Consider the following 21,336-nt stretch of genomic DNA (forward strand, 5'->3'; position numbering starts at 1 on the left):
CCTACCAGAACAAAGCGGTCAGAGCAGATATTCCCGCCATCGAGACGAATTTGGACAAAGTGAAACTGACCCCCACCAGGACGCCGATGGCCATGATCAGCGCTGAAACACCGGATCTTCTGACTATATCAGGCATCACGCGGCCCCCATTTCCGGCATATTGGTCGAGCGTAGGGAAGCCGGGCCGATTGGCACAATTCCGCTGGGGTTGATGTGTCGATGGCTGAGAAAGTAATGCTGACGGATATGGGCCATGTCCACAGTGTCGGCCACGCCTGGCAACCCCATGACGTCGGCCAGATAGCGGGGCAGGGCGACATAGTCGCTGATGCGTTTGTAGTCGGTCTTGAAGTGGGTCACATAGACCGGGTCAAACCGCAGAAGTGCCGGAAACAGCTTCAGATCAACCTCTGTCAGCACGTCACCAGCCAGAAACCGGCGTTGGCCAAGCGTTTCTTCAATCGCGTCGAGACAGGCAAAGAGCGCCGTTACGGCCTCGCCATACGCGATCTGGCTGGTGGCAAACCCAGCGCGATAGACGCCTTCGCGGATCGGTGACTGAATTTGTTCGGCGATCCGGTCGATTTCGTCGCAAAGATGGGACGGGCGAAGATCGGGTCCCGCGGTATCGGGAAACGCCGTCTGAAGCATGCTCATGATCTCGGTCGATTCGGTGCTGACGATCCGGCCCGTCACCTTGTCCATCAGCACAGGCACGCTGATCGGACCCGTGTAATCCGGCTTGGCACTCTGATAGACATCGTAAAGGAAGCGGGTGCGTTTTACACCGCTTTGGTCGTCGAATAGCGTCTGGTCGATGACCCAGCCGTTTTCCGACATGACCGGGTCCATCCATGTGATGCTGAACGCATTGCGTAAGCCTTTCAAAGTTAGAATCAGATCGACGCCATGACACCAGGGGCAGGCTTTGGACAGGTGAAGGTGGTACCGGCCGGGCGTGTTCGGAAACGGGGCGCCCGGTTGCACGCTGATGTGGCTCGTGAATGGGCTTTGCAGGCGGTGAAAACGACCGTCCGAGGCGAGCGGTCTGTCACGCAGAACTCCGTTGATAAGCATCTTGGGCATGTCAGCCTCCGGCGTTAACAGGACATGCAGATAACTATTAGGCTTTCTATTTGATGATAATCGTGTGAATTTGAAGCTTATAGGTGAGAATAATTCGCCCAAAGGATCGCAAAACATGACTGAAATTGGCGCTATCCCCGTTTTTGTTGCTGTGGCGGACTATGGCGGGTTCGCAGCCGCCGCCCGGCATCTGGGTCTTACAAAATCAGCGGTCAGCAAGCGGATCGGCGTGCTGGAGGCCCATCTGGGAACGCAGCTCTTTCATCGGTCGACGCGGTCCATTTCCCTTACCGAGGCGGGTGAAATCTATCTGGCCCACGCGGCGCAGGCGCTTGACGCAGCGCAGGACGGCGAAGACGCAGTTGCGGCGTTGCAGGGGCAACCGGTTGGATTACTAAGGCTCAGTACACCCATGTCCTTTGGACAACTGCATGTTGCGCCTATGATTGCTGCATTCCTCAGGCAATATCCGGGGATCAGAATTGACCTGACGATGGATGACAAATTTGTCGATCTCGTCGAAGGGGGCATCGACGTGGCCTTACGCGCCGGAACGTTGCCGAACTCGGCCCTGATCGCACGCAAACTCGCCCCGATCCACTGCGTGATTGTCGCTGCGCCGGACTATCTTGCGCAGTCCGGAACGCCAGAAACACCTGAGGATCTTCTGGCGCATTCCTGCCTTCACTACGCCTATTCGCGCGACCCTTCGGAATGGCGCTTAGCCGGGCCCGCGGGTGACATGCGCGTTCAGACATCTGGTGTTCTGCGCGTGAACAACAGTGAAGCCCTGTGCACCGTGCTGCTTGACGGTCTTGGTATCGGTCGCCTGCCGACCTTTGTTGCCGGAGCCCACTTGACCAGTGGCCGTCTGGTCAGGGTGCTGCCCGAATATCGCCTACCTGAACAGGCGCTGTACGCAGTCTTCCCTGAACGAAAGCACATGCCAGCGAAAGTTCGCGCGTTTTTGGATTTCGTCGTGGAACGCATCGGGCACGACGCACCCTATTGGGATTTGGATGCAGGTCCGCTTTAGGGGCAAGGGCCGATGATACTCTAACATTAAACCTGGACCGACCAAGAACACCCAAAGTGCGGGGCAGTCCTGCAATGTCTTCTTCGGGGAATGCTGTAGTGCAGAGTCGGACATTCTTGAACGGCTGGATTGGACCGTCTCATCGAAGCGAGACTTTTCTGGTCGCTGCACGCTGCGCTTGCCCTAAAGCGCAGAGTGAGCCCAGTTCGACCGATGCTGCAATGCGCAGGAATGTCTGGTCACAGATTTTGCATGGACGATGTTGATTGAGCGTTTTGCATGGTTGGATCTTAGGCAGCCCTGGAGTTGTTTGTTCTCGGACATTGCAGAACTAAAAACCATCAATAGAAAGCACAGCGACTCCGACGAAATCGGGGGAAACACAGTCCCACGCGGCACAAGCGAAATACTTAAAATATTGATTACTATGATAAAAAAATGCCCCCAGACTTGGAGGCGAGAGTAAAAGGAGTAGCGATTATTGGGGAGCGTTATTGTGGATTTACAACCAAAGTGCCTGACTTCATGGCGTCGATCAGATTGTTGACTTCATCCACAACGTCCACCGGGATATCTGAATGGAACGACCCGATCCGCATGGCCAATTCATTGCCCATATCCGCCCGGTAGAGTGCACCTTCCAGTTTTCCAGCAGCTGCCAGTTCCAGGTAGGACCGCATGTTGCCTCGGACATCCAAGATTGCGGACTGTAGGATTTCCGGCCATTCGTTGATCGCATCACGATAGATGCCGATACCATAGACACCTTTTTCCTGAACGGCCTGCATGGAGCCCAGCGTCGCGCTGTCCATTGTCGGCCAGACGACATCGGCGCCTTGGGAAATTTGGTTCAAGGCAGCTTCTTTGCCCTTGGCGATGTCATCCCAGTCACCGGTCCAGGTAACCAGAACTCTGACGTCCGGATTGGCCGCTTTGGCACCCGCTTCATAGCCAGCAACCGTGTCGGTCGTGAACTTGAACTGCTGCGCCGCGATGATGCCGATGGTGCCTGTGTCTGACATGGAGCCTGCAACGTAGCCCATCAGATAAGCGATTTGGCTGAAATAGAAATCCGCGTTGGCAATGTTGTCTTTGGTGCCCAGTCCGTTGTTCACCATGAACATGGTTTCCGGGAAGCGTGCAGCGACACGTTCCACGGCGTCCTGGAATTCTCCGCCGTGACCGATCACAAGGTCATACCCCCGGCGTGCGTAGTCGCTCAGGACTTCGATTTGTTCGGGCTGATGCACGCTTTCGGAAAAAGCGGCTTCAAAGCCGAGCGCTTCACCTGCCTTGGTGAGACCTTCGAATCCGGCTTGGTTCCAGCCATTGTCAGAAATCGATCCGGGCATAACGATCGCGGCGCGTTCGATCCCGTCAGCAGTCGCAGACCCTGCCAACATCAGTGCCGCAAGCCCCGCCAATAGTTTGGACTTCAATTGCATTGTTGTTCTCCCATACTGGATATGTGTTGTCAGGGTGACGGGAGGATCGCGACGTGAAAAACGATGGTTTCTCACGTCACGGCTGAGATTTATCGATGCTCTCGGTCGTAAGGCAGTCCGACGCTTGCAGGTGCGCTGGCTTTGGCTCCGAGGACCACGAGTGCGATAAGCGATGCCAGGTAAGGCAAGATCAGGAAGAGCTGATAGGGAATCTCTGGCGAGGTGAATTGCAGTTTGAATTGCACCGCATCACAGAAGCCGAAGAAAAGCGCCGCGCAGATCGCGCCGATGGGCGACCAACGTCCCAGGATGATTGCCGCAAGCGCAATGAAGCCTTTGCCCGCGCTCATGCCCTCCGCAAACACATAGACTTGCGACAAGACCAGATGCACTCCGGCAAGCGCCGCGAGGGCTCCACTAGCTGCAATCGCGAGATATTGCATGCGAAAGACAGGAACCCCGGCCAAGTCCGCGGCCTTCGGGTTTTCGCCAACGGCGCGCAGGTCCAGACCCTTGTGGGATTTCATCAGCCAGAACCAGGCTGCTATTGCCAACCCGATCAATAGGTAGAACAGCGGATCCTGGGAAAACAGGGACGGGCCAACGACGGGAAGATCTGACAAGAAGGGAAAATAGATCTGCGAGAATCCGTTTACTCGCGCCCCTCCGGCCTGAGCACCAAATATCTGACGGGACAGAAATGCTGTGAGTCCGGCCAGCAGCAGGTTGAGCGCGATACCACCAACCAGCTGGTTGATGCGCAGCCGGATCGACATATACCCAAGCAGCAGGCCAGAGATCAGGCCGCAAATTATCCCGCATCCGAACCCGATCACGGCGGAGCCCGTTGCGAAAGAACCAGCAGCAGCGCCAAGCGCTCCGGCTAGGATCTGACCTTCGAGGCCGATGTTGTACAGCCCGCCACGTTCCGCGATCACCCCGCCAAGGGCAGCAAAAGCAATTGGTGTACCCAATCGGGCGGTTCCGGCAAGGACGTCGCCCAGTAAAACAAGATCAATCATAGCTTATGCCTCTTTCTTCCGGCGTTGTGTTTGACTGCGCAGCCCCAGGTTTTTTGTCAGGAGTTTCAGAATGGATTTTGACGTGGTTCGCGGTGTCACGAGAGCGGCAGCGACAAAAACTACGACGAGCCCCTCGACCACTTCGATGACGGAACTGTCGACCCCGACGGCACGTTGCATCGTTCCCGCGCCGGCAGAAAGCCCGGCAAGGAACAGCGCGGTCAAAGGCGCGACAATTGGGTTAAGAGCCGCAAGGAAGGCGACGACAATTCCGTCATAGCCGTAGCCATCGCTAAACAGGTGGAACAGGCGGTACTTCAACCCGATCACCTCGATTGCGCCGGCCATGCCTGCAAGGCTGCCGCCAATCAACATGGCGCGGATGACGGTCTTTTTCTGGTCCACTCCGGCATAGGCCGCAGCGCGGGCATTGTGCCCGACAAGGTCCAGTTGGAAGCCCGATGGCGTGAAGCGCAGCCAGAAATACAAGATAACCGCCATGGCCAGCCCGAATACAAAGCCCACATGGGTATCAGATCGCGGCATCAGAATGGGCAGGCGATAGGCTTCTGAGACTTCCTCGGAATAAGGATATGGCGCGCCTTCGGCCAATAGCGGCCCAGCCACGGCGTAGCTGACGATGTGGATCGCAATGAAGTTCATCAGCAGCGTGACAATGACCTCATTCGTGCCCCGATAGGCTTTGAGATACGCAGGAATTGCCGCCCAAAACGCCCCACCGGCGGCGGCGGCGATAAATATCAGTGGCACGCCCAATAGACCGGTCAGATTGGGGATCGCCAAAGCGAAGACGGCGCCGAACAACCCACCAATATAAATCTGCCCCTCGCCACCGATATTGAACACACCGGCGCGCATCGGAATGATCACGGCCAGCCCGGCCAGAAGCATCGGCGAGGCTTTGACCAAAGTATTGGAGAAGCCCCAGTAATTCAGGAAAGATTCCAGAAACAGAACCTTATAGGCTTCAAACGGGTTGTGCCCGTCCAGCAGGATCAGCACGCCGCCAACGCTCAGCGCTGAAAGCAAAGCAATCGCAATCCGGCGTTGCATGGTAAATCTGTTCATTGTACCTCCTCCGGCGCTCCGGTCATCAAGAGCCCAATGTCTTGAAGAGTTGTGTTTTCTGGATCGACAACACCCGTGATCCGACCAAAAGCCATCACGGCGACGCGGTCAGAGATGTCGAGCACATGCTCAAGTTCAGTGGAGATATAGAGAACGCCCACGCCGCTTTGGGCGACAGCACGGATCTGGTTCTGAACAAATTCCGTTGCGCCGACATCAAGCCCTTTTGTCGGCTGTACGACGACCAAGAGATTGCGCGCCCGGGCCACTTCACGGGCCAGAACGATTTTTTGCTGATTGCCGCCGGACAAAGCTGAGGCGTTCAATTTCGGGTCTGGGGGCCTAATGTCAAAGGCCGCGACCACGTCGCACGTGATCTCGTGCATCGCGCGCCGGGAAATCAGACCGCCAGCCATGAACCTGTCTTCGCCAATGGATCGAAAAGCCATATTTTCTTCGACACTGAGCGACAGGACCAAGCCTTCGGCATGGCGGTCCTCGGGCACAAAGCCTATCCCATCTGCAATGCGCGAAGCGATGGAGGCGCTTGATATCTCCGTGTCATTAAGGTGGATGGCGCCGCTGGTTTGTCTTTTGAGGCCGGTGATCACCTCGCTCAACTCCGTCTGGCCATTGCCGTCGATCCCGGCGATTCCGAGAATTTCGCCAGCCTTCACGGAGAGGGTCAGATCCTGCAGGATTTCCGCGCCGCCTGGATCGATCAGGCAGACATCAGAGACAACCAGAGCGTCCGGTGCTGAGCTGATGTCGTTGCGCGCCTTTTTGGCCTTGGGCGTCTCGACAGTTTCGCCGGTCGACTTTTCTCCCATCATAAGCGCTGACATCTGGGCCATCGGCGTGGTCGCAACCGGAAGGACTCCCTCGACACGCCCATGGCGCATTATCATGACGCGATCGGCAATTTCGCGGATTTCATCGAGCTTGTGGCTGATGAAAAAGACGAGGCAGCCGTTGGCGACCAGCTTGCGCACCCCTTTGAGAAACGGCGCAACTTCGGTCGGGGCAAGAACGCTGGTGGGTTCATCCAGGATCAGGATCGATACATCGCGAAACAGCGCCTTAAGGATCTCCACCCTTTGCTTCATGCCCACAGGCATTTCCGTGACGCGGATGTCGAAATCGACGTTAAAGTCAAAGTCGCTGCAAAGCTGCCGAATGCGCGCCCGCGCTTCGGCACCCCTCTTTGTGCTGGGCAAGCCGATCAGAATGTTCTCTTCGGCGTTCATCGCGCCGACCAGGCTGAAATGCTGGTGGATCATGCCAATCCCATGCTCAATAGCTTTTGCTGGGCTGGTCACCGAAACAGGTGTTCCGCCCAGTTTGATTTCGCCGTTGTCGGGCTGATACAGACCGATCAAAACGCTTGCGAACGTGGTTTTCCCCGCTCCGTTCTCGCCCAAAATCGCAATGCACTCGCCCTTCGAGGCCAGCAGGTTGACATCGTGCAATGCACGAACGGCGCCAAACGACTTGTCGATGCCGGTGACTTTCAAAAATGGATCCAAGACAACCTCCCAACTTTCACGCAAATTCAAGAGAGAATGTCCTATCTTCTCAAATTAGATGTTTTCACCTCATAGCTGAGAAATTCGTCCACATGAGAACTGGCAATCGGGTTAGAGTGGAACGACGAAATAGCATCGCATCAGGAGAGCAAAGCCGCGCGTCATGGCGAAGATACCGTCGTTGAAAAGCATTCAGGCCTTCGAAGCAGCCTGCCGGCATCTGAGTTTCAAGGATGCCGCCGATGAATTATGCGTCACTCCGACTGCCATTTCCCATCAGATCAAATCGCTGGAGGATCAACTTGGGGTACCCCTGTTCCACCGGCTGACCCGCGCCTTGAAATTGACGGAGGATGGGGCCAATTACGCGCCCCACATTATTGAGGCCTTCAAGAACATCGAGGCCGCCTCTCTCGCGCTGGAGGAAGACGACCTTGCGGGCACATTGACAATCTCAACCACCGGGTCCTTTGCCGCCAACTGGCTGAGCCCGCGGCTGCGAGGCTTTTACGAGAAATACCCGGAGATTTCGGTAAGGGTTCTGTCAAGCGATCAACTGGTGGATTTCAAATCCAGTGATGTGGATGTGGCCATTCGGTATGGCTTTGGCGATTATCCTGACAGCAATGTGGCTTGGGTCTTGAATGACTGGGTAGCCCCTGTCTGCAGCGTGGAAAAGACGAAGTCACTGAGTTCCCCCGAAGAGCTTCTGAAGTCTCGTCTGATCGAATACCAATGGAGCGGGTTTTCCGATGCGGATCCGAGTTGGGAGCGCTGGATGGACGCGGCTGGCTTGCAGACTGGTGATGTCGAGCCCTATGTCACTTATTCCGAGGAACACATCTGCCTGCTGACGGCAAGCGATGGTCATGGTGTGGCCCTGGTCAGCCTTTTGGCCGCCGCGCGTTTTCTGGAACGTAATATGCTGGTCGCCCCCTTTGATACGGCATTGAAGAACAAGAGCTATTTTCTCGTTTGCCCGGAAACTTACGCCAATCGTGCACGCGTTCGTGCGTTCCGGGAATGGCTATTGGACCAAGCAGATGAGTTTCGTGACAGCGCCGTCGGTCAAAGGTTTTTTGAAGATTAGCGCGTCCGCAACGATCTAATCCGTCGCTTGAATTTTTGTCATTTCTAAATTGCCGAGAAGCATGCGTTTCTGAACCCCTAACCAGGAGTTCTTGCACATGCAAAGTTTTGACCCTTCCCAACCCCATGGTTTCAATCAAACTCTGGACAGCACGGTCTCTGCCGACGGCGTCCCGGTCATTGCACAACGGTATACAGTGCCAGCACGTTGCGGTGTCGCGGTGCGTTTGACAGCCGGGCAGACATTGACCATCACCAATCCGACCGGCTGGCAAGTCTGCGATTTCTGGGCGTTCAATGCGGCAGAGCTGCATGAATATTTGTCTATGCCGCATGTGCATCCGGATCTTCTGTCTGTTTTCCCAAAGGTCGGTGACAGGTTGGTCAGCAATCTGCGCAATCCTCTTCTGACGCTGACCCAAGACACATCGCCGGGTGTGCATGACACAACGGTCGCCGCTTGCGATGCCAACCGGTACAAGCAATTGGGCGTTACTGATTACCACGACAATTGCGCCGACAACTTGAGGCAGGCCTTGCTTGCTATCGGGAAAAAAGCACCGCATGTGCCAGCGCCCTTCAATCTGTGGATGAACGTCCCAGTTCACCCTGATGGCAGCCTTGCCTGGGCTGCGCCGGTGTCAAAGGCGGGGGATAGCATGACATTCAAAGCTGAGATGCCAGTCTACGCCGTGATGTCGGCCTGCCCGCAAGATATCACTCCAGTCAATGGGGACGAAGGCAAACCCAGCGCGCTGGAATTTGTTGTTCATGACGGCTAATGGCGGCGACATATTTTCTGCCCGCTGGATCATCGAAGATGCTTTTCACAGTCACAACGACTTCGCTCTTTATGTTCTAGACGGTAGAATAGGTGGCTTAGCACCTCTGGCCGTATTGAAGTCACGTTATCCCAGCGCAAGGGTGCACTCGGACACAAACACGGCGATCCTGCCCGGGTTTGTGAATGCTCATCACCATTGTTATGGGGTGAACCTGATCAACCAAGGGATACGGGATGACCTGTTAGAGCCTTGGATTTTCGCCTCCGCTGGCGCAGCCGACATTGCGCCGCGCCTCGCCACCGAATACGCGGCAATGCGCTTGCTGAAGAATGGGGTAACGGCTGTTGTGGATGCTGGCACCACGGGTCAGACAACGGCCATTGCCGAAGTGAAGATAAGGGACAAAATCGCCGTATATAATGGGCTTGGCCTGTCCTGTGCCATCGCGCCGGGCGAGAGATGGCACAACCAGCTTGTGCATCCATATGGGCAAAGCCAGTCGTTTCTGACCACCTTGCCCGAGGTTCTGCGATGCAAACTGCAACGCCAACACGTTGCGCGTACACGTATTGCACCGCAAAGCTTTGTACGGCTTCTGTCCCGGATGAATGGCGAATACGCGGCATCTGAATGCGCTGATGTGTGGTTTGGCCCCACGGCACCGCATTGGACGGGCCGAGAGATCCTTCGCGACATTGCCAGGGAGGTTCGCGAAAGCGGCCAGCGCATTCACACCCATGCAGAAGAGTCTCGGCTGCAGCACCTGTCGGCTACAGCCTGGAGTTTTCAGGGTGCCATCGCAGAATTGGGCAAAGCTGGCCTGCTCACTGACGGCTTGTCTTTGGCGCATATGGTCTGGGCGGACGAAAAAGATCTGGCGCGAGTCGCCGAGGCGCGCGCGCATATTGTGTGCAATCCTAGCTCCAATTTGCGGCTGCGGTCCGGCATTGCACCCGCGCCATTGATGAAGCGGATGGGCATCAACCTCGCACTGGGGATGGATGGGACCAGCCTGGCAGGCGATGACGATATGTTCGCCGAAATGCGTCTGGCGCAAAGCCTTTATTGGTCGAGTGATCGGGCGAACCCTAGCCTGACCGCGAAGGATGTTTTCGACATGGCCACTTTGGGTGGCGCGCGTTTGATGGGTATGGATCACAGCATCGGAAGCCTGTCCGTTAGAAAACGCGCCGACTTTGTGATCCTGCGCCTGGACCGTCTTGAAGGTCCCTGGTTAAACCCCGGCATTGATCCGGTTGAGCTGTTGGTCAGCTCGGCAAAATCCACGGACATCCAGAGCGTCTTCACCGGCGGACAACTGGCCGTTTCGCACGGCGAGGCCCAAAAGTGCGACGAAAAGAAAATTCTTCAAAACATCACCGACAGCATGCAGCGCGCCGCGGATCAAAGGCTGAGCGCCAGTGAATATGCCGTCGTCAAATCCGCATTGCAGCGCTGGTATGACGATTGGCTGACGAACAATGCCCCGCAATTGTGACAGAGGAGCAAGACCATGCAGAAAAAGATAATCTGGCCAAACGGCGCGCGATGCGCCTGTGCGATCACCTTTGATATCGATGCGGACAGCCTGATCCATATCGCAAAGCCGGTCGACGGGCATGATCGCCTGTATCCGATCTCGATGGGGCGCTACGGGCCGACGGTTGCCATCCCTCGGATTCTAGAAACCTACAAACGCCTCGGGCTGAAACAGTCCTTCTTCGCACCCGGATGGGTCGTGGAGCAATATCCAGATACTATGCAAGCCATCCTGAAAGATGGTCATGAAATCGGCCATCATGGCTATTTGCACGAAGACCCGACAAACCACAGCGCGTCTGAACAAGCCTATTGGTTTGAACGCGCGCTGGAGTCGCATAAGCGGGTTCTGGGCAATGTGCCAAAAGGCTATCGCGCACCGGTTTACAATGTGACGCAAGCCATCATCGACCTGCTGAACAAGCATAAATTCGATTATGACAGTTCGCTGATGGCGGATGATGTGCCATATCTCATGCGATCCGGCGGGCGGACTTTGGTCGAACTTCCACCGCATTGGGGGACCGACGACTGGCCGCAATTCGCCCATTTTGAGGAGATTGGCTACATGATGCCCGTCGCCGGGCCACGCGCCGGGCTGACCCCATTTTGGGAGGAATTCGAAGCCCAATACGAAGAAGGTGGCTTCTGGATCGGTATTTGGCATCCCTTCCTGACCGGGCGTTTGGCGCGGTGGCGGCAGGTGGAAGACTGGATGGAAACCATCTTGAACAGGGGTGACGTCTGGTTCGCCACTCTCGGAGAGATCGCGCAGCACGTGCGCACGCAATATGAGGCAGACCGGCAAAGCGTACGGGTTGAAGAACTGCCTTATTATAAGGCTCCGGCTCTGACGACATGAATATCCTTCAACGGGCGCGCGACTTCGTGGCTTCGCTCGACGCGCAGCGCGAGGTATTCCTTAGCGTTGCGCCAGATAGACTGTTGGATGATGCCCGATCCGCCTCCGCGCGGCAGGCCGCAGGGAGCCTGCTTGGCCCGTTGGACGGCCAGTTTCTTGCGGTGAAGGCCAATATCGACGTGCAAGCGCTCCGAAGCCATGCGGGATCTTTGGCCATCGATCCTCAACCAGCAGACAATGACGCCCCGATCGTGGCCAAGCTACGTTCTGCGGGCGCGATCATTCTGGGTCATGTGAACATGTCGGAGTTCGCCTTCTCCGGGCTCGGAGTTAATCCGCATTTCGGCACCCCTCTAAATGCGTTGGATAGCACACTGGTGCCCGGAGGGTCCTCGAGCGGATCGGCGTCAGCCGTTGCCTTGGGCTTGGCCGACATCGCATTGGGCACAGATACCTCCGGCTCCGTGCGCATTCCGGCCGCCTGTCAGGGCCTGGTGGGGTTTCGCCCAACTATGGGCCGTTATGAAAGCGCCAGGATTTTACCACTGGCGCCTTCTCTGGATACGCCAGGCTCACTCGCTTTTAACGTCAGTCAGATTTGCGCTGTAGATCGCGTTTTGTCGGATTGCAAAGAAACCGGGGACGCCTGCCGTCATATTCTGTGCCTGAGGGAAGACGCCCTGGTGGGATTTACCCCGGAAATCAGGGCTATGTACGAACAGGCCCAGCAGCAATTGTCCGATCATGGCATCGAATTGGAAAGGGTTGATATCCGTAGTTTCACTCGTGTCACGGAGATCTTCCAAACCTATGGAACGCTGGTGAGTGCCGAAGCCTTTCGTATTCTGCCAAGCTTGGTCGGAGACCAGCAGGCCAGACTGGACCCAAATGTGCAGGATCGCCTTGCTCAGGCGGCTTCAATCCTTGGCACAGATCTGCAGGCATTGCTGGAAATCCGGCGGGCACTCATCTCAGACTTTGGCAGGGAACTGGCAGGGAAGATGCTGCTTTACCCGACATTGCCGTCGTACCCGCCGTCTGTTCAAGCCGTGACCCGCGGTAAAGGGGTCTTTGCACGGGAAAACGCCCGTATCCTGTCGGTATCGATGAAAGCCGCTTTCCTCAATGCCCCAACAATTTCCATTCCATTTGGAGAACGGAGACCGGGGGTCAGCCTATCCTTGAGCGGCGGCGCAAACAGGGACGCGGATATACTTGCGACGTCGTCTCATCTGGAGAAGATTTTTTCAGCGATTAGAGATGGCTGAGGTCAGCTCACTCTATTCAGAATTCTCTTCATTTGTACCTGTGCGTCTCTGGCTTCACCTTTGAATGGTTCATTGCAAACTGACTAGGTGACAAGATGACCACAATCCTGAGAATTGACGCAAGCGTGCGCCGCACCGACAACCCTGTTGCGGCCTATAACTCCATTTCCCGCGCTTTGGCGGACAGTTTCGTGGAAGAATGGAAAACGGTTGATCCGGACGTCGAAATTATTGTGCGTGACGTCGGAATGACCCCGCCGGACTTCATTTCCAACGATTGGATCGCGTCCGTCTTTACACCGGATGAAGAACGCACTCCTGAACAGAGCGCTTTGGTCAGCTTGTCTGATACGCTGATTGAAGAGCTCGACCGCTCCGACATCCTTCTGATTTCGACGCCCATGTATAACTATGGCATGCCCGCAGCCCTGAAGGCTTGGTTTGATCAGATCATCCGGATCAATAAGACATTTACGTTTGATTTGGCGCGCGGCGACTTCCCTCTGGAACCGATCATGTCCGGAAAAACACTGGTGCTGCTGACATCGGCTGGCGAATTCGGCTTTGAGAACGGTGGGATTCGCAATGACTCGGGCCACCTTTCTGCGCATATAGGCACCTTGCGCAAGTACCTAGGCGCAGAACGCATGTTCGAAGCTGCGGCCGAGTATCAGGAATTCGCGGATGAGCGTCACAAAGCTTCGGTCGCCTCAGCTCAGGCCCAGGCACGTCATATTGCGCGTGAGCTTGCCTAACCGTTTGCAGACCGGCAACTGGAGATGTCTATGGCCGCGACTACAATTCCCGGAGACGCGTCACCGGAGCGTTGCGTGCTTGACTGATCGAAAAACCTGACGCGCATTACTTTTTGTGCGGACCAGTCAGTTTCATGGGCGACGTGCAGGCTGACCTGGAAAGCCAAGGCGTTCCCGCCGAGCAGATCCACACCGAAAGTTTCGGTTCCGCCATGTGATCTCTATAGACAAAGATCCGCAATCGGAAATTAGAACGAGAGGAGTAACAATATGCGCGAGTCATATGATGTGATCATTATTGGTGGGGGCAATGCAGGGTTCGGTGTTTCCTCCGTGGCACATGGAGCCGGAAAATCGATTGCTTTTATCGAAGCGCGCGATTTCGGCGGGACCTGTCCCAATCGCGGCTGCACGCCAAAAAAGGTTCTGGTGGCGGCCGCCCATGCAATGCACGAGATCGAACAAGCCCCCATCCATGGGATCGAAGTCAGCAAGCCAAAGCTCAATTGGACGAAACTGATCGACCGAGAGAAAGACCTGATTGGTTTCATCCCTGAAGCCATGCAGGGGTTGGCCGAAAAACGCGGTGATGTCTTTCGAGGCACCGCGCGTTTTGTCGGGCCGAACGAGGTTGAGGTCGACGGTCAGGTTATACATGGCAAGGACATCGTTATCGCAACAGGATCGAAGCCAAGGCCTCTGCCTATTCCCGGCACCGAGCACATGATCACGTCCGACGAAGTTCTTTCCGATGCGACAGTGCCGAAAGAAGTTGTCTTCATTGGCGGCGGCGTCATTGCCATGGAGTTCAGTCATGTCTACGCGCGAGCCGGAGTGCGGGTGACAATCCTTGAAGCGTTGCCACAGTTGCTGCCGCGTATGGACAGTGACGCCGTATCGGCTCTGCAAGCGGAAACCGAACGCCTGGGCGTAGCGGTCAAAACCGGAGTATCGGTGACGGCAATCGAGAAGACTGCCGACGGGTTGCGTGTTGAATTCGAACATGACGGCAGAAACCAAAGTCTTTTAGCCGAGCGGGTCGTCAACGGCGCAGGCCGCGTCGCCAATATCGACGGGCTTAACCTCGATGCCGCCGGTGTCGGGCATGACGGACTTCGCATTCTGATCGACGATACGATGCGGTCCACCTCCAACTCTTCAGTCTGGGTTGCGGGCGATGCTGTCACCAGCTCCGCTCAACTTTCCCCCATCGCAACGTATGAGGGTCAGATTGTCGGCCACAACATCGTGCATGGACCAACTAAAAGGCCGGATTACAGCGTGATCCCCAGCGCCGTCTACACCGTTCCAGCGCTCAGCACCGTGGGCCTGACTGAAGCCGAAGCGCGGGAAAAGGGTCTCGATGTCTCAGTTACGGTTTCTGATATGTCCGGTTGGTTTTCCACCAAGACCTATGCGGAAACGGCAGCCTGGTCCAAGGTTTTAGTCGACAAGAGTACCGATCAAGTCTTGGGTGCTCATATTCTGGGCCATCACGGTGACGAACTGATTCATCTCTTTGCGATGGCCATGCGTCACGGCATCTCTGCCAGCGATCTCAAGTCCTCGCTATATGCGTTTCCGACCTTCGCTGCGGATATGAAATCCTTGATTTAGAGCAGCTTGATACAAGCTGATCCTTCCCAAAGGAGAGCCGCCATGAACGATAAAGTCTGTCTGATTACAGGTGTCGGTGACGGAACCGGAGCATCGGTTGCCCGCCGGTTTGCACAGGACGGATACCGTATTGCCTTGCTGGCCCAGAACGCAGTTAAGTCGATGTCATCAGCCATGAACGCCCGCGCGTCGATTACCTGAGAGCCGAAGGTATTGGTAACTCTCAATTGTGCGCCTTGGACAAGACGAAACGCGCGGCCCGTGCGGGCCTTCAGCACAAAAGTCTCTGCCATCAGAACAGCAAAGCGCCAGTTGTTGGCAGGAGGACCGCATATACGCTTGTGGAGGCGGTGATGAACAGGCGATTGCGTTTCGGCCCGCCAAAGCAAACATTCGAGACCTCTTTTGGGACGAAAATCTTGCCCAGCAGCGTGCCATCCGGGTGGTAACAATGAACGCCGTCCTTTGCGCTCGTCCAGATACGGCCTTGGGTATCGAGCCGAAATCCGTCAAAGACGCCTTCTTCGCATTCAGCAAAGACATCCCCGCCTGAGAGCTTGCCGTCTGCACCAACGGAGAACGCGCGGATATGATGCTCTCCGCTTGCGTAACGCGTGCCACCACTGTCAGCGATATAGAGCGTTTGCTCGTCTAGCGAAAATGCAAGTCCATTCGGACAGGCGAAGTCAGTAGTCACTTGTGTGACATCGCCGGTGGCCGGATCGAGACGATAGACATGTTCACCGTCAAGCTCTGGGTCTGCCTGAAACCCTTCGTAGTCAGACTCTATCCCGTAGGCCGGATCACTGAACCAGATCGTGTCATCTGATCGCACCACAACATCGTTGGGGCTGTTGAACCGCTTTCCCTCGAAATGACTGGCCAGAGTCGTAACCGACCCATCATGCTCAATCCGGGTGACACTGCGCGTCCCATGCTCGCATGCCACGATCCGCCCTTGCCGGTCGAGCGTTGAGCCATTCGTGTAGCATCCGAGGCCTGAGCGGATGTCTCCGACTGCTCCGGTTAGTTCGTCCCAGCGGAGCCGTCGATCATTGGGAATGTCGCTCCAAATCAGGCATCTGAACGTCGGAGAATACACCGGTCCTTCTGTCCATTTACCCCCTGTCCAGATTTGGTCGATCGGCTCATCCAGTTTGATGCTGCGTTTGAACCGATCATCACGGACTTCGTAAGTATCAGTCTTGGTCATTGGCAATACTGGCTCGGGTTGCTACAAATTACATAGCAACATAAATCGCTACAGAAAGTATAGCAAGTGACTAAGATACCGATACCAGGTCAGCCTGTCCGTGGCTCAAAAAGCGGCGCGCCCATTATGGCTCTGTTCGACCTGCTTGGACGGTACTGGGCTATGGGAGTCCTTTGGACGTTGAGCGAGGCTGGCCCATGCACATTCCGAATGCTGCAAGAAGAGTGCGAAACAATCTCACCTGCGGCACTCAACACCCGACTGAAAGAGCTTCAAGCGGCGGGATTTGTTCATCGCGTTGCCGAAGGATATGCGTCGACTGATCTGGGACAACACCTCTATGATCATCTCTGTCCACTCGGAGACTTCAGTAAGGAATGGGCGAAACACTTACATGCTCGGGAATAGGAGAGCGGACGTTCAGAACCATTGATTGAAAGTTCGGTTTGTCTCGCTTTTCAATCACCTGAACCAGCTGCAGCGATGCGTTCGCAGCGAATGTCAACAAAGCAGGCTGCGAATGCAGCATTGGCGACCCACGTCCAAGGTCGGCTTAGGGCCGGTTCTACCCAATGAGCTGACAGCGGAGCAGGGAACTGTGCTGCAATGGCGCCGAGGTCCGGAATGAGCCCAATATGTCGATTGCCGCGTGATCAACAGATGTCTGGTCAGTGGAACTAATTTGGACGGTTCAATTGTTTATTAGCTTCAAGAACCCCAATGGCCAAAAGTCTGCGACAAACGCTTCAAAACCTTAACGAAAGACATGACATGCCACCGTCCAGCTTTGCACAGTCGGTATTGTCGATTTCAACGACCGAGTACCCTTCCTGATCCAACATCTCTGCTGTGCGCGGGAAGCCAGCGGCCATCAACACCAAATTGTTGAAGCGGATTGCGTTGGCGGCTGCTTCTTCGCCGTCGGCTACATACAATACCCGGTAGCCTTCAAAGCAACCCGATGCATCCAATCGACGGGTCGACAGGATTGTCTCGGCATCCATCAAGGAACAATCTGTCTTGAAGTGCAATACACCTTCAGGGGTGAACACTTCGCGCAAGTTATGGCCCCAGTCCGAGGTGATCTTAGCGAGTTCGGCGACACCATTTGCATCCGTGCGGTCAGACCGACCCACGAGAATCTCGCGACCAGTCACAAGGATATCTCCGCCTTCAATATGGCCCGGACCTTTGATTTCGAAGACCGTTTCATAGCGTGCTTGAAGTGTCGGTGCCATTTCGGCCACTTCACCCATTCGCGAAGGCGCGCCGGGTCGCAACAGCACAGCACCTTGCGGAAGGCAAAGGGCCGTATCTTCGACAAACTGCGCGTCAGGGAATGCGTCGAGGGGCTTAAGTTCGATTACCTCAGCCCCAGTGCTTTTCAGGGCAGCCACGTAAGCCATATGCGCTGCCACCATCCCGTCGAAATCTGGGTTGCCGATATCTTTTGCGCGCAATCCGCTGGCAATGGTTGGGGCCGGGCGTCGGGTGATGGCGCGGGAAAATTCAAAGGTTGGGTCTGACATGTTTCAATCTTTCTGAGGTTCGAATGGCGGAGCGGAGACTTCGATCATTGCCGGCCCGCCCCGGGCGACAGTTTTGCGCAACGCCTGCGCGATGGTCTGCGGTTCGGGTGGAACCGTGGTGAATGGAATACCAAAGGACTTTGCCATTGCAGCAAAATCGGGGGGCGAAGGTTCACATCCGATGTCGGTCACGCCCACATCCTGCATCGACGTGGCAATTTCCCGGTACCCGCGATTGTTCCAGATCACGAAGGTAATCGGCAGTTTTTCGTCTACCGCCGCCATGATCTCAGGCGATGAAAACTGCGCGCCTCCGTCGCCGGTAATACATATAACCCGTGCGGTTGGATCGGCGATCGATGCGCCGATGGCTGCAGGTATCCCATATCCGAGAGCACCATATCCCGTTGCTGAATTGAACCAGCCACCTGCGCGGTCATGATCGTAGAAAAGATTGCCCGCATAAATCGGTTGAGTTGAGTCACCGACCATGAGCGCATTCGGCGCGGTAGAGCGAATTGCATTCAGGATTTCTACCTGATCGCGATAACTCGCACCAATCTCCTCCCAGGCGGCTTTGCGTGTTTTGTTGGCTCGTTCGGCTCCGCCGTTTTGCTTTGCTTCATGCGGTAAAGCTTCGGATAGAGCCCCCACAACCAAGTCAACGTCACCTAGAATGGTAAGCGTTGCGTCATGACGGGCCAGTTGATTGGCGCACCGATCAACTCGGATAAGGCCCGGCATTTTAGCAAATTGGCCTGTGTCGTACATATCGTAGTCGGTCGGCCCCAGCTCGGTTCCCAAAGCTAGTACGCAATCGGCGCTTTCTATCAGTGAACGAACCGCGTTCAGACTGGGGCTGGCTGGAACGGTCAGAGGATGCCCGTGTATCAAGCCGCGCGCATTTACAGTCTGCACCACGGGGGCATCCAGCGCTTCGGCCAATGCCCGTAGACCGGGCCCTGCACGTTTTGCGCCACCACCCGCCAGAATGACAGTTTCCTTTGCCTCAGTCAGTTGCTTCGCAGCCTTCGTGATCTGTGCTTGGTTGAACGAGGGCTTTGGGTCGAATGCCTCAACTGGCGTTTCTTGATACTCAGAAGCCGCGATATCCAATGGAATCTCGATATGCGCGGGTCCCGGGCGACCATCTGTCAGGCTGTGAAAAACACGGTTCAAAACCGGGTCCAGCGCTTGGGTGTCAGCAACTTGTTCTGACACCAACGCAACTGTTCTGGCCAGCCCCAGTTGGTCTGGCAATTCATGCAGATGTCCCAAGCCCTTGCCAAGTGAAGCGGTTTTATTGACACCAGAGACCACCAACATCGGAATTGAATCAGCGCGCGCCTGCGCCATGGGCGTCAGCGTATTGGTCAACCCGGGGCCAGTGATCACAAAGGTCACACCTGGTTTCCCCGAAACACGCGCATAGCCATCAGCCATGAAACCGGCACCCTGCTCGTGCCTGGGCGTAACATGACGAATGCCCGAGGCCGCAAGCCCGCGATACAGCTCAACCGTGTGAACGCCCGGAATTCCGAAGACGCAGGTCACATCTCTTTGGCGAAGCTTGGCAACCAAAGCTTCACCGATTGTCATTCCGCTCATGCAACCTCGCGTGATTTGCTGTTGGCGTGATCAATGATGCGAGAAACCGCTGTGGCAAAATCGGCGTCACTAATCGTCAGCGCGACCCGGACCCAGTCTTTCAGACCGTTGCCAAAAGCGGACCCTGGCATGACAGCCACCCCGGCCTGCAACAGATCCCACGCATAATCTTCGCCATCAAACCCGGTGGCAGAAACGTTGATGAGGGCGAACATTCCCGCCTCTGGGCGATGAACCGTCAGATCCGTTTCTGCTTCAAGACGATCAGCCAGCAGGGTGGCGCGGCCAGAGAAACGAGCGGCCATGCCGGGCGCAACCTCGGACCCGTCGCGGATTGCCTTTTCGGTCATGTCCGCGATGAAGGGCTGATTGCCAAAGAGCATTGTTTCGGAATACGGCAGCAGCGCTTCACAAAACGCTGCTGGTCCGACACACCAACCGCTACGAAACCCTGGGGCAGCATGTGATTTCGAGATGGATGATACACCTATGACACGATCCGCCAGTTTCGGGTCTGCCAATGGTGAAGCAAATTCGGCCTCGTCAAAGATCAGATCTTCATAAACTTCGTCCGAGATGATCCACAAATCATGCGCTATCGCGAGTTGTCCGATTTCGGCAATTTCCGTAGCAGTCAGGATTGCACCTGTTGGGTTATGGGGCGTGGTTAGAAGAATGGCGCGGCTGCGCGGCGTGATCCGCGCCGCGATATCTCCGGCCTGCATGCGAAACCCGTGCTCTGGATGCAGTGGAACGGGAACCATTTCCGCACCCGAGGCGCGTATGACCCCTTCGTATGTTGCGTACATCGGGTCACCAACCAGAACTTCATCACCTGCCTCAGCAACTCCAGCCATCGCTGTGAACAGGGCGGTTTGTGTCCCGGGAAAGCAGAGAAAGTTCTCGAGTGAAAAAGCCCGCCCGCGAGAGGTTGAATAGCGCACGGCAAGCGCGTCGAGCAGTCCAGCTTCACCGCGTCCGTTGGAATACCCTGTCCGCTGCGCACGTAGTGAGGTCACGGTGGCCTCGACCAACACATCGGGCACAGGCACATCCGGTTCGCCAATCGTCATCTCGACGATATCCGCGCCGGCTTTGATAAGGTCGCGGGCTTTTAGATGTACGCCCCACTTGGCGCCACCCAGGCCTGCTAACCTTTCGGTCACTGATGTGGTTTTCATGGCTGCTCCACCTCTTTCGTCAACGGAATCCCGACAATAGCGCCGACAGAGTCCAGTCCGATCTGTGCCAGTTGTCCTTCGGAAAAGGCATCCGGAAGCGCACCCCCTTCCAGCCAGAGGCCGTCGATCACCGCGTTACAGGCAATAGCCAGTTGCGTTGCCTCCGACGCTGCGACCGAGCGCCCGGTTTCTTGCAATGCGGCAACGATCAGCTCCTCAAGGTGACCCCGGAAATAGTCATAGGTCTGTTGGTGAATGCTTTGCATTTTCGGATCATTCTGCACCTTGTTCAGAAAGCCAGCCCACAAGGCTACGGCGCTTGGATCAACGATCGGTGGTCGCAGCGACGCGTCAACGAAGTTTGTCAACTGAGATACCGCGCTTCCCGTTCCTGACGAAGCCGCTGTCTGATCGGTCAGCGTATTCATGTGGTGCTCATACGCAGCCTGAACCAGTTCTTCCTTTGAAGAGAAATAATGGCGGATCAACCCTTGGGTCACGTTCGCGCGGGCTGCAATCTCTCGTACGGTGGCCCCGCGAACACCCATCTCAGCTATCAGGTTCAGAGTCGCCAATATCAGCGCCTCGCGCCGAAACTCGGCGGACTCACGTGTAAACTTGCGGATTTGGTCCTGCACGTCCGGTTCATCCATGGCTGGGTGTTATTATACACTTGCATAATTGCG

At 55.9% G+C, this 21,336-nt stretch carries 21 protein-coding genes; 10 read left to right on the forward strand and 11 right to left on the reverse strand.

Annotation, left to right across the window (positions count from 1 at the left end):
• Position 1 precedes the first annotated feature (1 nt).
• Positions 2-136, reverse strand: coding sequence for a hypothetical protein (locus tag ACR0AZ_RS09775; RefSeq protein WP_480667327.1), 135 nt, complete (start codon positions 134-136; stop codon positions 2-4).
• Positions 136-1,086: a glutathione S-transferase family protein gene (locus ACR0AZ_RS09780; protein WP_480667328.1), complete on the reverse strand. Its 951-nt coding sequence runs from the start codon at positions 1,084-1,086 to the stop codon at positions 136-138. The genes ACR0AZ_RS09775 and ACR0AZ_RS09780 overlap by 1 nt, the downstream gene beginning before the upstream one ends.
• 115 nt (positions 1,087-1,201) lie before the next feature.
• Between ACR0AZ_RS09780 and ACR0AZ_RS09785 the strand changes: the two genes are divergently transcribed.
• Complete coding sequence (locus ACR0AZ_RS09785; RefSeq protein WP_480667329.1) at positions 1,202-2,122, forward strand: LysR family transcriptional regulator; 921 nt, start codon at positions 1,202-1,204, stop codon at positions 2,120-2,122.
• Positions 2,123-2,613: 491 nt separating this feature from the next.
• Here ACR0AZ_RS09785 and ACR0AZ_RS09790 read toward each other — a convergent pair whose 3' ends face one another.
• The 4 genes from ACR0AZ_RS09790 to ACR0AZ_RS09805 all read right to left on the reverse strand — a co-directional run bounded on the left by ACR0AZ_RS09790 (position 2,614) and on the right by ACR0AZ_RS09805 (position 7,234).
• Positions 2,614-3,567: a BMP family protein gene (locus ACR0AZ_RS09790; protein ID WP_480667330.1), complete on the reverse strand. Its 954-nt coding sequence runs from the start codon at positions 3,565-3,567 to the stop codon at positions 2,614-2,616.
• Between the two features lie 89 nt (positions 3,568-3,656).
• Positions 3,657-4,589 (reverse strand): ABC transporter permease, encoded by a 933-nt coding sequence (locus ACR0AZ_RS09795; protein WP_480667331.1) that lies wholly within the window; start codon positions 4,587-4,589, stop codon positions 3,657-3,659.
• 3 nt (positions 4,590-4,592) lie between these two features.
• A complete protein-coding gene (locus ACR0AZ_RS09800; protein WP_480667332.1) occupies positions 4,593-5,678 on the reverse strand; it encodes an ABC transporter permease in 1,086 nt (361 codons plus the stop codon).
• Positions 5,675-7,234 (reverse strand): ABC transporter ATP-binding protein, encoded by a 1,560-nt coding sequence (locus ACR0AZ_RS09805; protein WP_480667333.1) that lies wholly within the window; start codon positions 7,232-7,234, stop codon positions 5,675-5,677. The genes ACR0AZ_RS09800 and ACR0AZ_RS09805 overlap by 4 nt, the downstream gene beginning before the upstream one ends.
• Positions 7,235-7,367: 133 nt before the next feature.
• Between ACR0AZ_RS09805 and gcvA the strand changes: the two genes are divergently transcribed.
• From gcvA to ACR0AZ_RS09845, 8 genes are all read left to right on the forward strand, one after another.
• The gene (gene gcvA / locus ACR0AZ_RS09810) at positions 7,368-8,294 is read left to right on the forward strand and encodes a transcriptional regulator GcvA (RefSeq protein ID WP_480667334.1); all 927 of its coding nucleotides are present in this window, start codon (positions 7,368-7,370) and stop codon (positions 8,292-8,294) included.
• Between the two features lie 97 nt (positions 8,295-8,391).
• Positions 8,392-9,075 (forward strand): DUF1989 domain-containing protein, encoded by a 684-nt coding sequence (locus ACR0AZ_RS09815; RefSeq protein ID WP_480667335.1) that lies wholly within the window; start codon positions 8,392-8,394, stop codon positions 9,073-9,075.
• Entirely contained in the window at positions 9,065-10,576 is a 1,512-nt protein-coding gene (locus tag ACR0AZ_RS09820) for an amidohydrolase family protein (protein WP_480667336.1), read from the forward strand. The genes ACR0AZ_RS09815 and ACR0AZ_RS09820 overlap by 11 nt, the downstream gene beginning before the upstream one ends.
• Before the next feature lie 15 nt (positions 10,577-10,591).
• A complete protein-coding gene (locus tag ACR0AZ_RS09825) occupies positions 10,592-11,479 on the forward strand; it encodes a polysaccharide deacetylase family protein (protein ID WP_480667337.1) in 888 nt (295 codons plus the stop codon).
• Entirely contained in the window at positions 11,476-12,747 is a 1,272-nt protein-coding gene (locus tag ACR0AZ_RS09830; RefSeq protein ID WP_480667338.1) for an amidase family protein, read from the forward strand. Before ACR0AZ_RS09825 ends, ACR0AZ_RS09830 begins: the two co-directional genes overlap by 4 nt.
• A gap of 95 nt (positions 12,748-12,842) precedes the next feature.
• Positions 12,843-13,502, forward strand: coding sequence for an FMN-dependent NADH-azoreductase (locus ACR0AZ_RS09835; RefSeq protein WP_480667339.1), 660 nt, complete (start codon positions 12,843-12,845; stop codon positions 13,500-13,502).
• A gap of 270 nt (positions 13,503-13,772) precedes the next feature.
• On the forward strand, positions 13,773-15,119 hold the full coding sequence (locus tag ACR0AZ_RS09840) for a dihydrolipoyl dehydrogenase family protein (protein ID WP_480667340.1): 1,347 nt from the start codon (positions 13,773-13,775) through the stop codon (positions 15,117-15,119).
• A 42-nt stretch (positions 15,120-15,161) separates the two neighbouring features.
• Positions 15,162-15,320 carry a hypothetical protein gene (locus ACR0AZ_RS09845; RefSeq protein ID WP_480667341.1) on the forward strand — a complete coding sequence of 53 codons (159 nt, stop codon included), beginning with the start codon at positions 15,162-15,164 and terminating at the stop codon, positions 15,318-15,320.
• 91 nt (positions 15,321-15,411) lie between these two features.
• Here ACR0AZ_RS09845 and ACR0AZ_RS09850 read toward each other — a convergent pair whose 3' ends face one another.
• Positions 15,412-16,332 (reverse strand): SMP-30/gluconolactonase/LRE family protein, encoded by a 921-nt coding sequence (locus tag ACR0AZ_RS09850; protein ID WP_480667342.1) that lies wholly within the window; start codon positions 16,330-16,332, stop codon positions 15,412-15,414.
• 126 nt (positions 16,333-16,458) lie between these two features.
• On the opposite strand from ACR0AZ_RS09850, the gene ACR0AZ_RS09855 reads away from it, so the two are divergent.
• Positions 16,459-16,740 carry a winged helix-turn-helix transcriptional regulator gene (locus tag ACR0AZ_RS09855; protein ID WP_480667343.1) on the forward strand — a complete coding sequence of 94 codons (282 nt, stop codon included), beginning with the start codon at positions 16,459-16,461 and terminating at the stop codon, positions 16,738-16,740.
• 338 nt (positions 16,741-17,078) lie between these two features.
• On the opposite strand, the gene ACR0AZ_RS09860 is transcribed toward ACR0AZ_RS09855, so the two are convergent.
• From ACR0AZ_RS09860 to ACR0AZ_RS09875, 4 genes are read right to left on the reverse strand one after another with little or no spacing between them, the layout of a single operon-like run.
• Complete coding sequence (locus ACR0AZ_RS09860; protein WP_480473260.1) at positions 17,079-17,861, reverse strand: dimethylarginine dimethylaminohydrolase family protein; 783 nt, start codon at positions 17,859-17,861, stop codon at positions 17,079-17,081.
• 3 nt (positions 17,862-17,864) lie between these two features.
• On the reverse strand, positions 17,865-19,469 hold the full coding sequence (locus ACR0AZ_RS09865) for a 5-guanidino-2-oxopentanoate decarboxylase (protein WP_480473258.1): 1,605 nt from the start codon (positions 19,467-19,469) through the stop codon (positions 17,865-17,867).
• A complete protein-coding gene (locus ACR0AZ_RS09870; RefSeq protein WP_480473256.1) occupies positions 19,466-20,650 on the reverse strand; it encodes a pyridoxal phosphate-dependent aminotransferase in 1,185 nt (394 codons plus the stop codon). Before ACR0AZ_RS09870 ends, ACR0AZ_RS09865 begins: the two co-directional genes overlap by 4 nt.
• Positions 20,647-21,303 (reverse strand): TetR/AcrR family transcriptional regulator, encoded by a 657-nt coding sequence (locus tag ACR0AZ_RS09875; protein ID WP_480473254.1) that lies wholly within the window; start codon positions 21,301-21,303, stop codon positions 20,647-20,649. The genes ACR0AZ_RS09870 and ACR0AZ_RS09875 overlap by 4 nt, the downstream gene beginning before the upstream one ends.
• Positions 21,304-21,336: the final 33 nt, after the last annotated feature.

Source organism: Ruegeria sp. BE3 (assembly GCF_056538865.1).

What these genes read in the sequence shown, in the direction of transcription:
- ACR0AZ_RS09850 (WP_480667342.1), bottom strand. Translation starts at nt 16,332, where the DNA reads ATGACCAAGACTGATACTTACGAAGTCCGTGATGATCGGTTCAAACGC.
- ACR0AZ_RS09835 (WP_480667339.1), top strand. Translation starts at nt 12,843, where the DNA reads ATGACCACAATCCTGAGAATTGACGCAAGCGTGCGCCGCACCGACAAC.
- ACR0AZ_RS09830 (WP_480667338.1), top strand. Translation starts at nt 11,476, where the DNA reads ATGAATATCCTTCAACGGGCGCGCGACTTCGTGGCTTCGCTCGACGCG.
- ACR0AZ_RS09820 (WP_480667336.1), top strand. Translation starts at nt 9,065, where the DNA reads ATGACGGCTAATGGCGGCGACATATTTTCTGCCCGCTGGATCATCGAA.
- ACR0AZ_RS09855 (WP_480667343.1), top strand. Translation starts at nt 16,459, where the DNA reads ATGGCTCTGTTCGACCTGCTTGGACGGTACTGGGCTATGGGAGTCCTT.
- gcvA (WP_480667334.1), top strand. Translation starts at nt 7,368, where the DNA reads ATGGCGAAGATACCGTCGTTGAAAAGCATTCAGGCCTTCGAAGCAGCC.
- ACR0AZ_RS09825 (WP_480667337.1), top strand. Translation starts at nt 10,592, where the DNA reads ATGCAGAAAAAGATAATCTGGCCAAACGGCGCGCGATGCGCCTGTGCG.
- ACR0AZ_RS09775 (WP_480667327.1), bottom strand. Translation starts at nt 136, where the DNA reads ATGCCTGATATAGTCAGAAGATCCGGTGTTTCAGCGCTGATCATGGCC.
- ACR0AZ_RS09860 (WP_480473260.1), bottom strand. Translation starts at nt 17,861, where the DNA reads ATGTCAGACCCAACCTTTGAATTTTCCCGCGCCATCACCCGACGCCCG.
- ACR0AZ_RS09785 (WP_480667329.1), top strand. Translation starts at nt 1,202, where the DNA reads ATGACTGAAATTGGCGCTATCCCCGTTTTTGTTGCTGTGGCGGACTAT.
- ACR0AZ_RS09845 (WP_480667341.1), top strand. Translation starts at nt 15,162, where the DNA reads ATGAACGATAAAGTCTGTCTGATTACAGGTGTCGGTGACGGAACCGGA.
- ACR0AZ_RS09865 (WP_480473258.1), bottom strand. Translation starts at nt 19,469, where the DNA reads ATGAGCGGAATGACAATCGGTGAAGCTTTGGTTGCCAAGCTTCGCCAA.
- ACR0AZ_RS09790 (WP_480667330.1), bottom strand. Translation starts at nt 3,567, where the DNA reads ATGCAATTGAAGTCCAAACTATTGGCGGGGCTTGCGGCACTGATGTTG.
- ACR0AZ_RS09795 (WP_480667331.1), bottom strand. Translation starts at nt 4,589, where the DNA reads ATGATTGATCTTGTTTTACTGGGCGACGTCCTTGCCGGAACCGCCCGA.
- ACR0AZ_RS09875 (WP_480473254.1), bottom strand. Translation starts at nt 21,303, where the DNA reads ATGGATGAACCGGACGTGCAGGACCAAATCCGCAAGTTTACACGTGAG.
- ACR0AZ_RS09800 (WP_480667332.1), bottom strand. Translation starts at nt 5,678, where the DNA reads ATGAACAGATTTACCATGCAACGCCGGATTGCGATTGCTTTGCTTTCA.
- ACR0AZ_RS09815 (WP_480667335.1), top strand. Translation starts at nt 8,392, where the DNA reads ATGCAAAGTTTTGACCCTTCCCAACCCCATGGTTTCAATCAAACTCTG.
- ACR0AZ_RS09780 (WP_480667328.1), bottom strand. Translation starts at nt 1,086, where the DNA reads ATGCCCAAGATGCTTATCAACGGAGTTCTGCGTGACAGACCGCTCGCC.
- ACR0AZ_RS09870 (WP_480473256.1), bottom strand. Translation starts at nt 20,650, where the DNA reads ATGAAAACCACATCAGTGACCGAAAGGTTAGCAGGCCTGGGTGGCGCC.
- ACR0AZ_RS09840 (WP_480667340.1), top strand. Translation starts at nt 13,773, where the DNA reads ATGCGCGAGTCATATGATGTGATCATTATTGGTGGGGGCAATGCAGGG.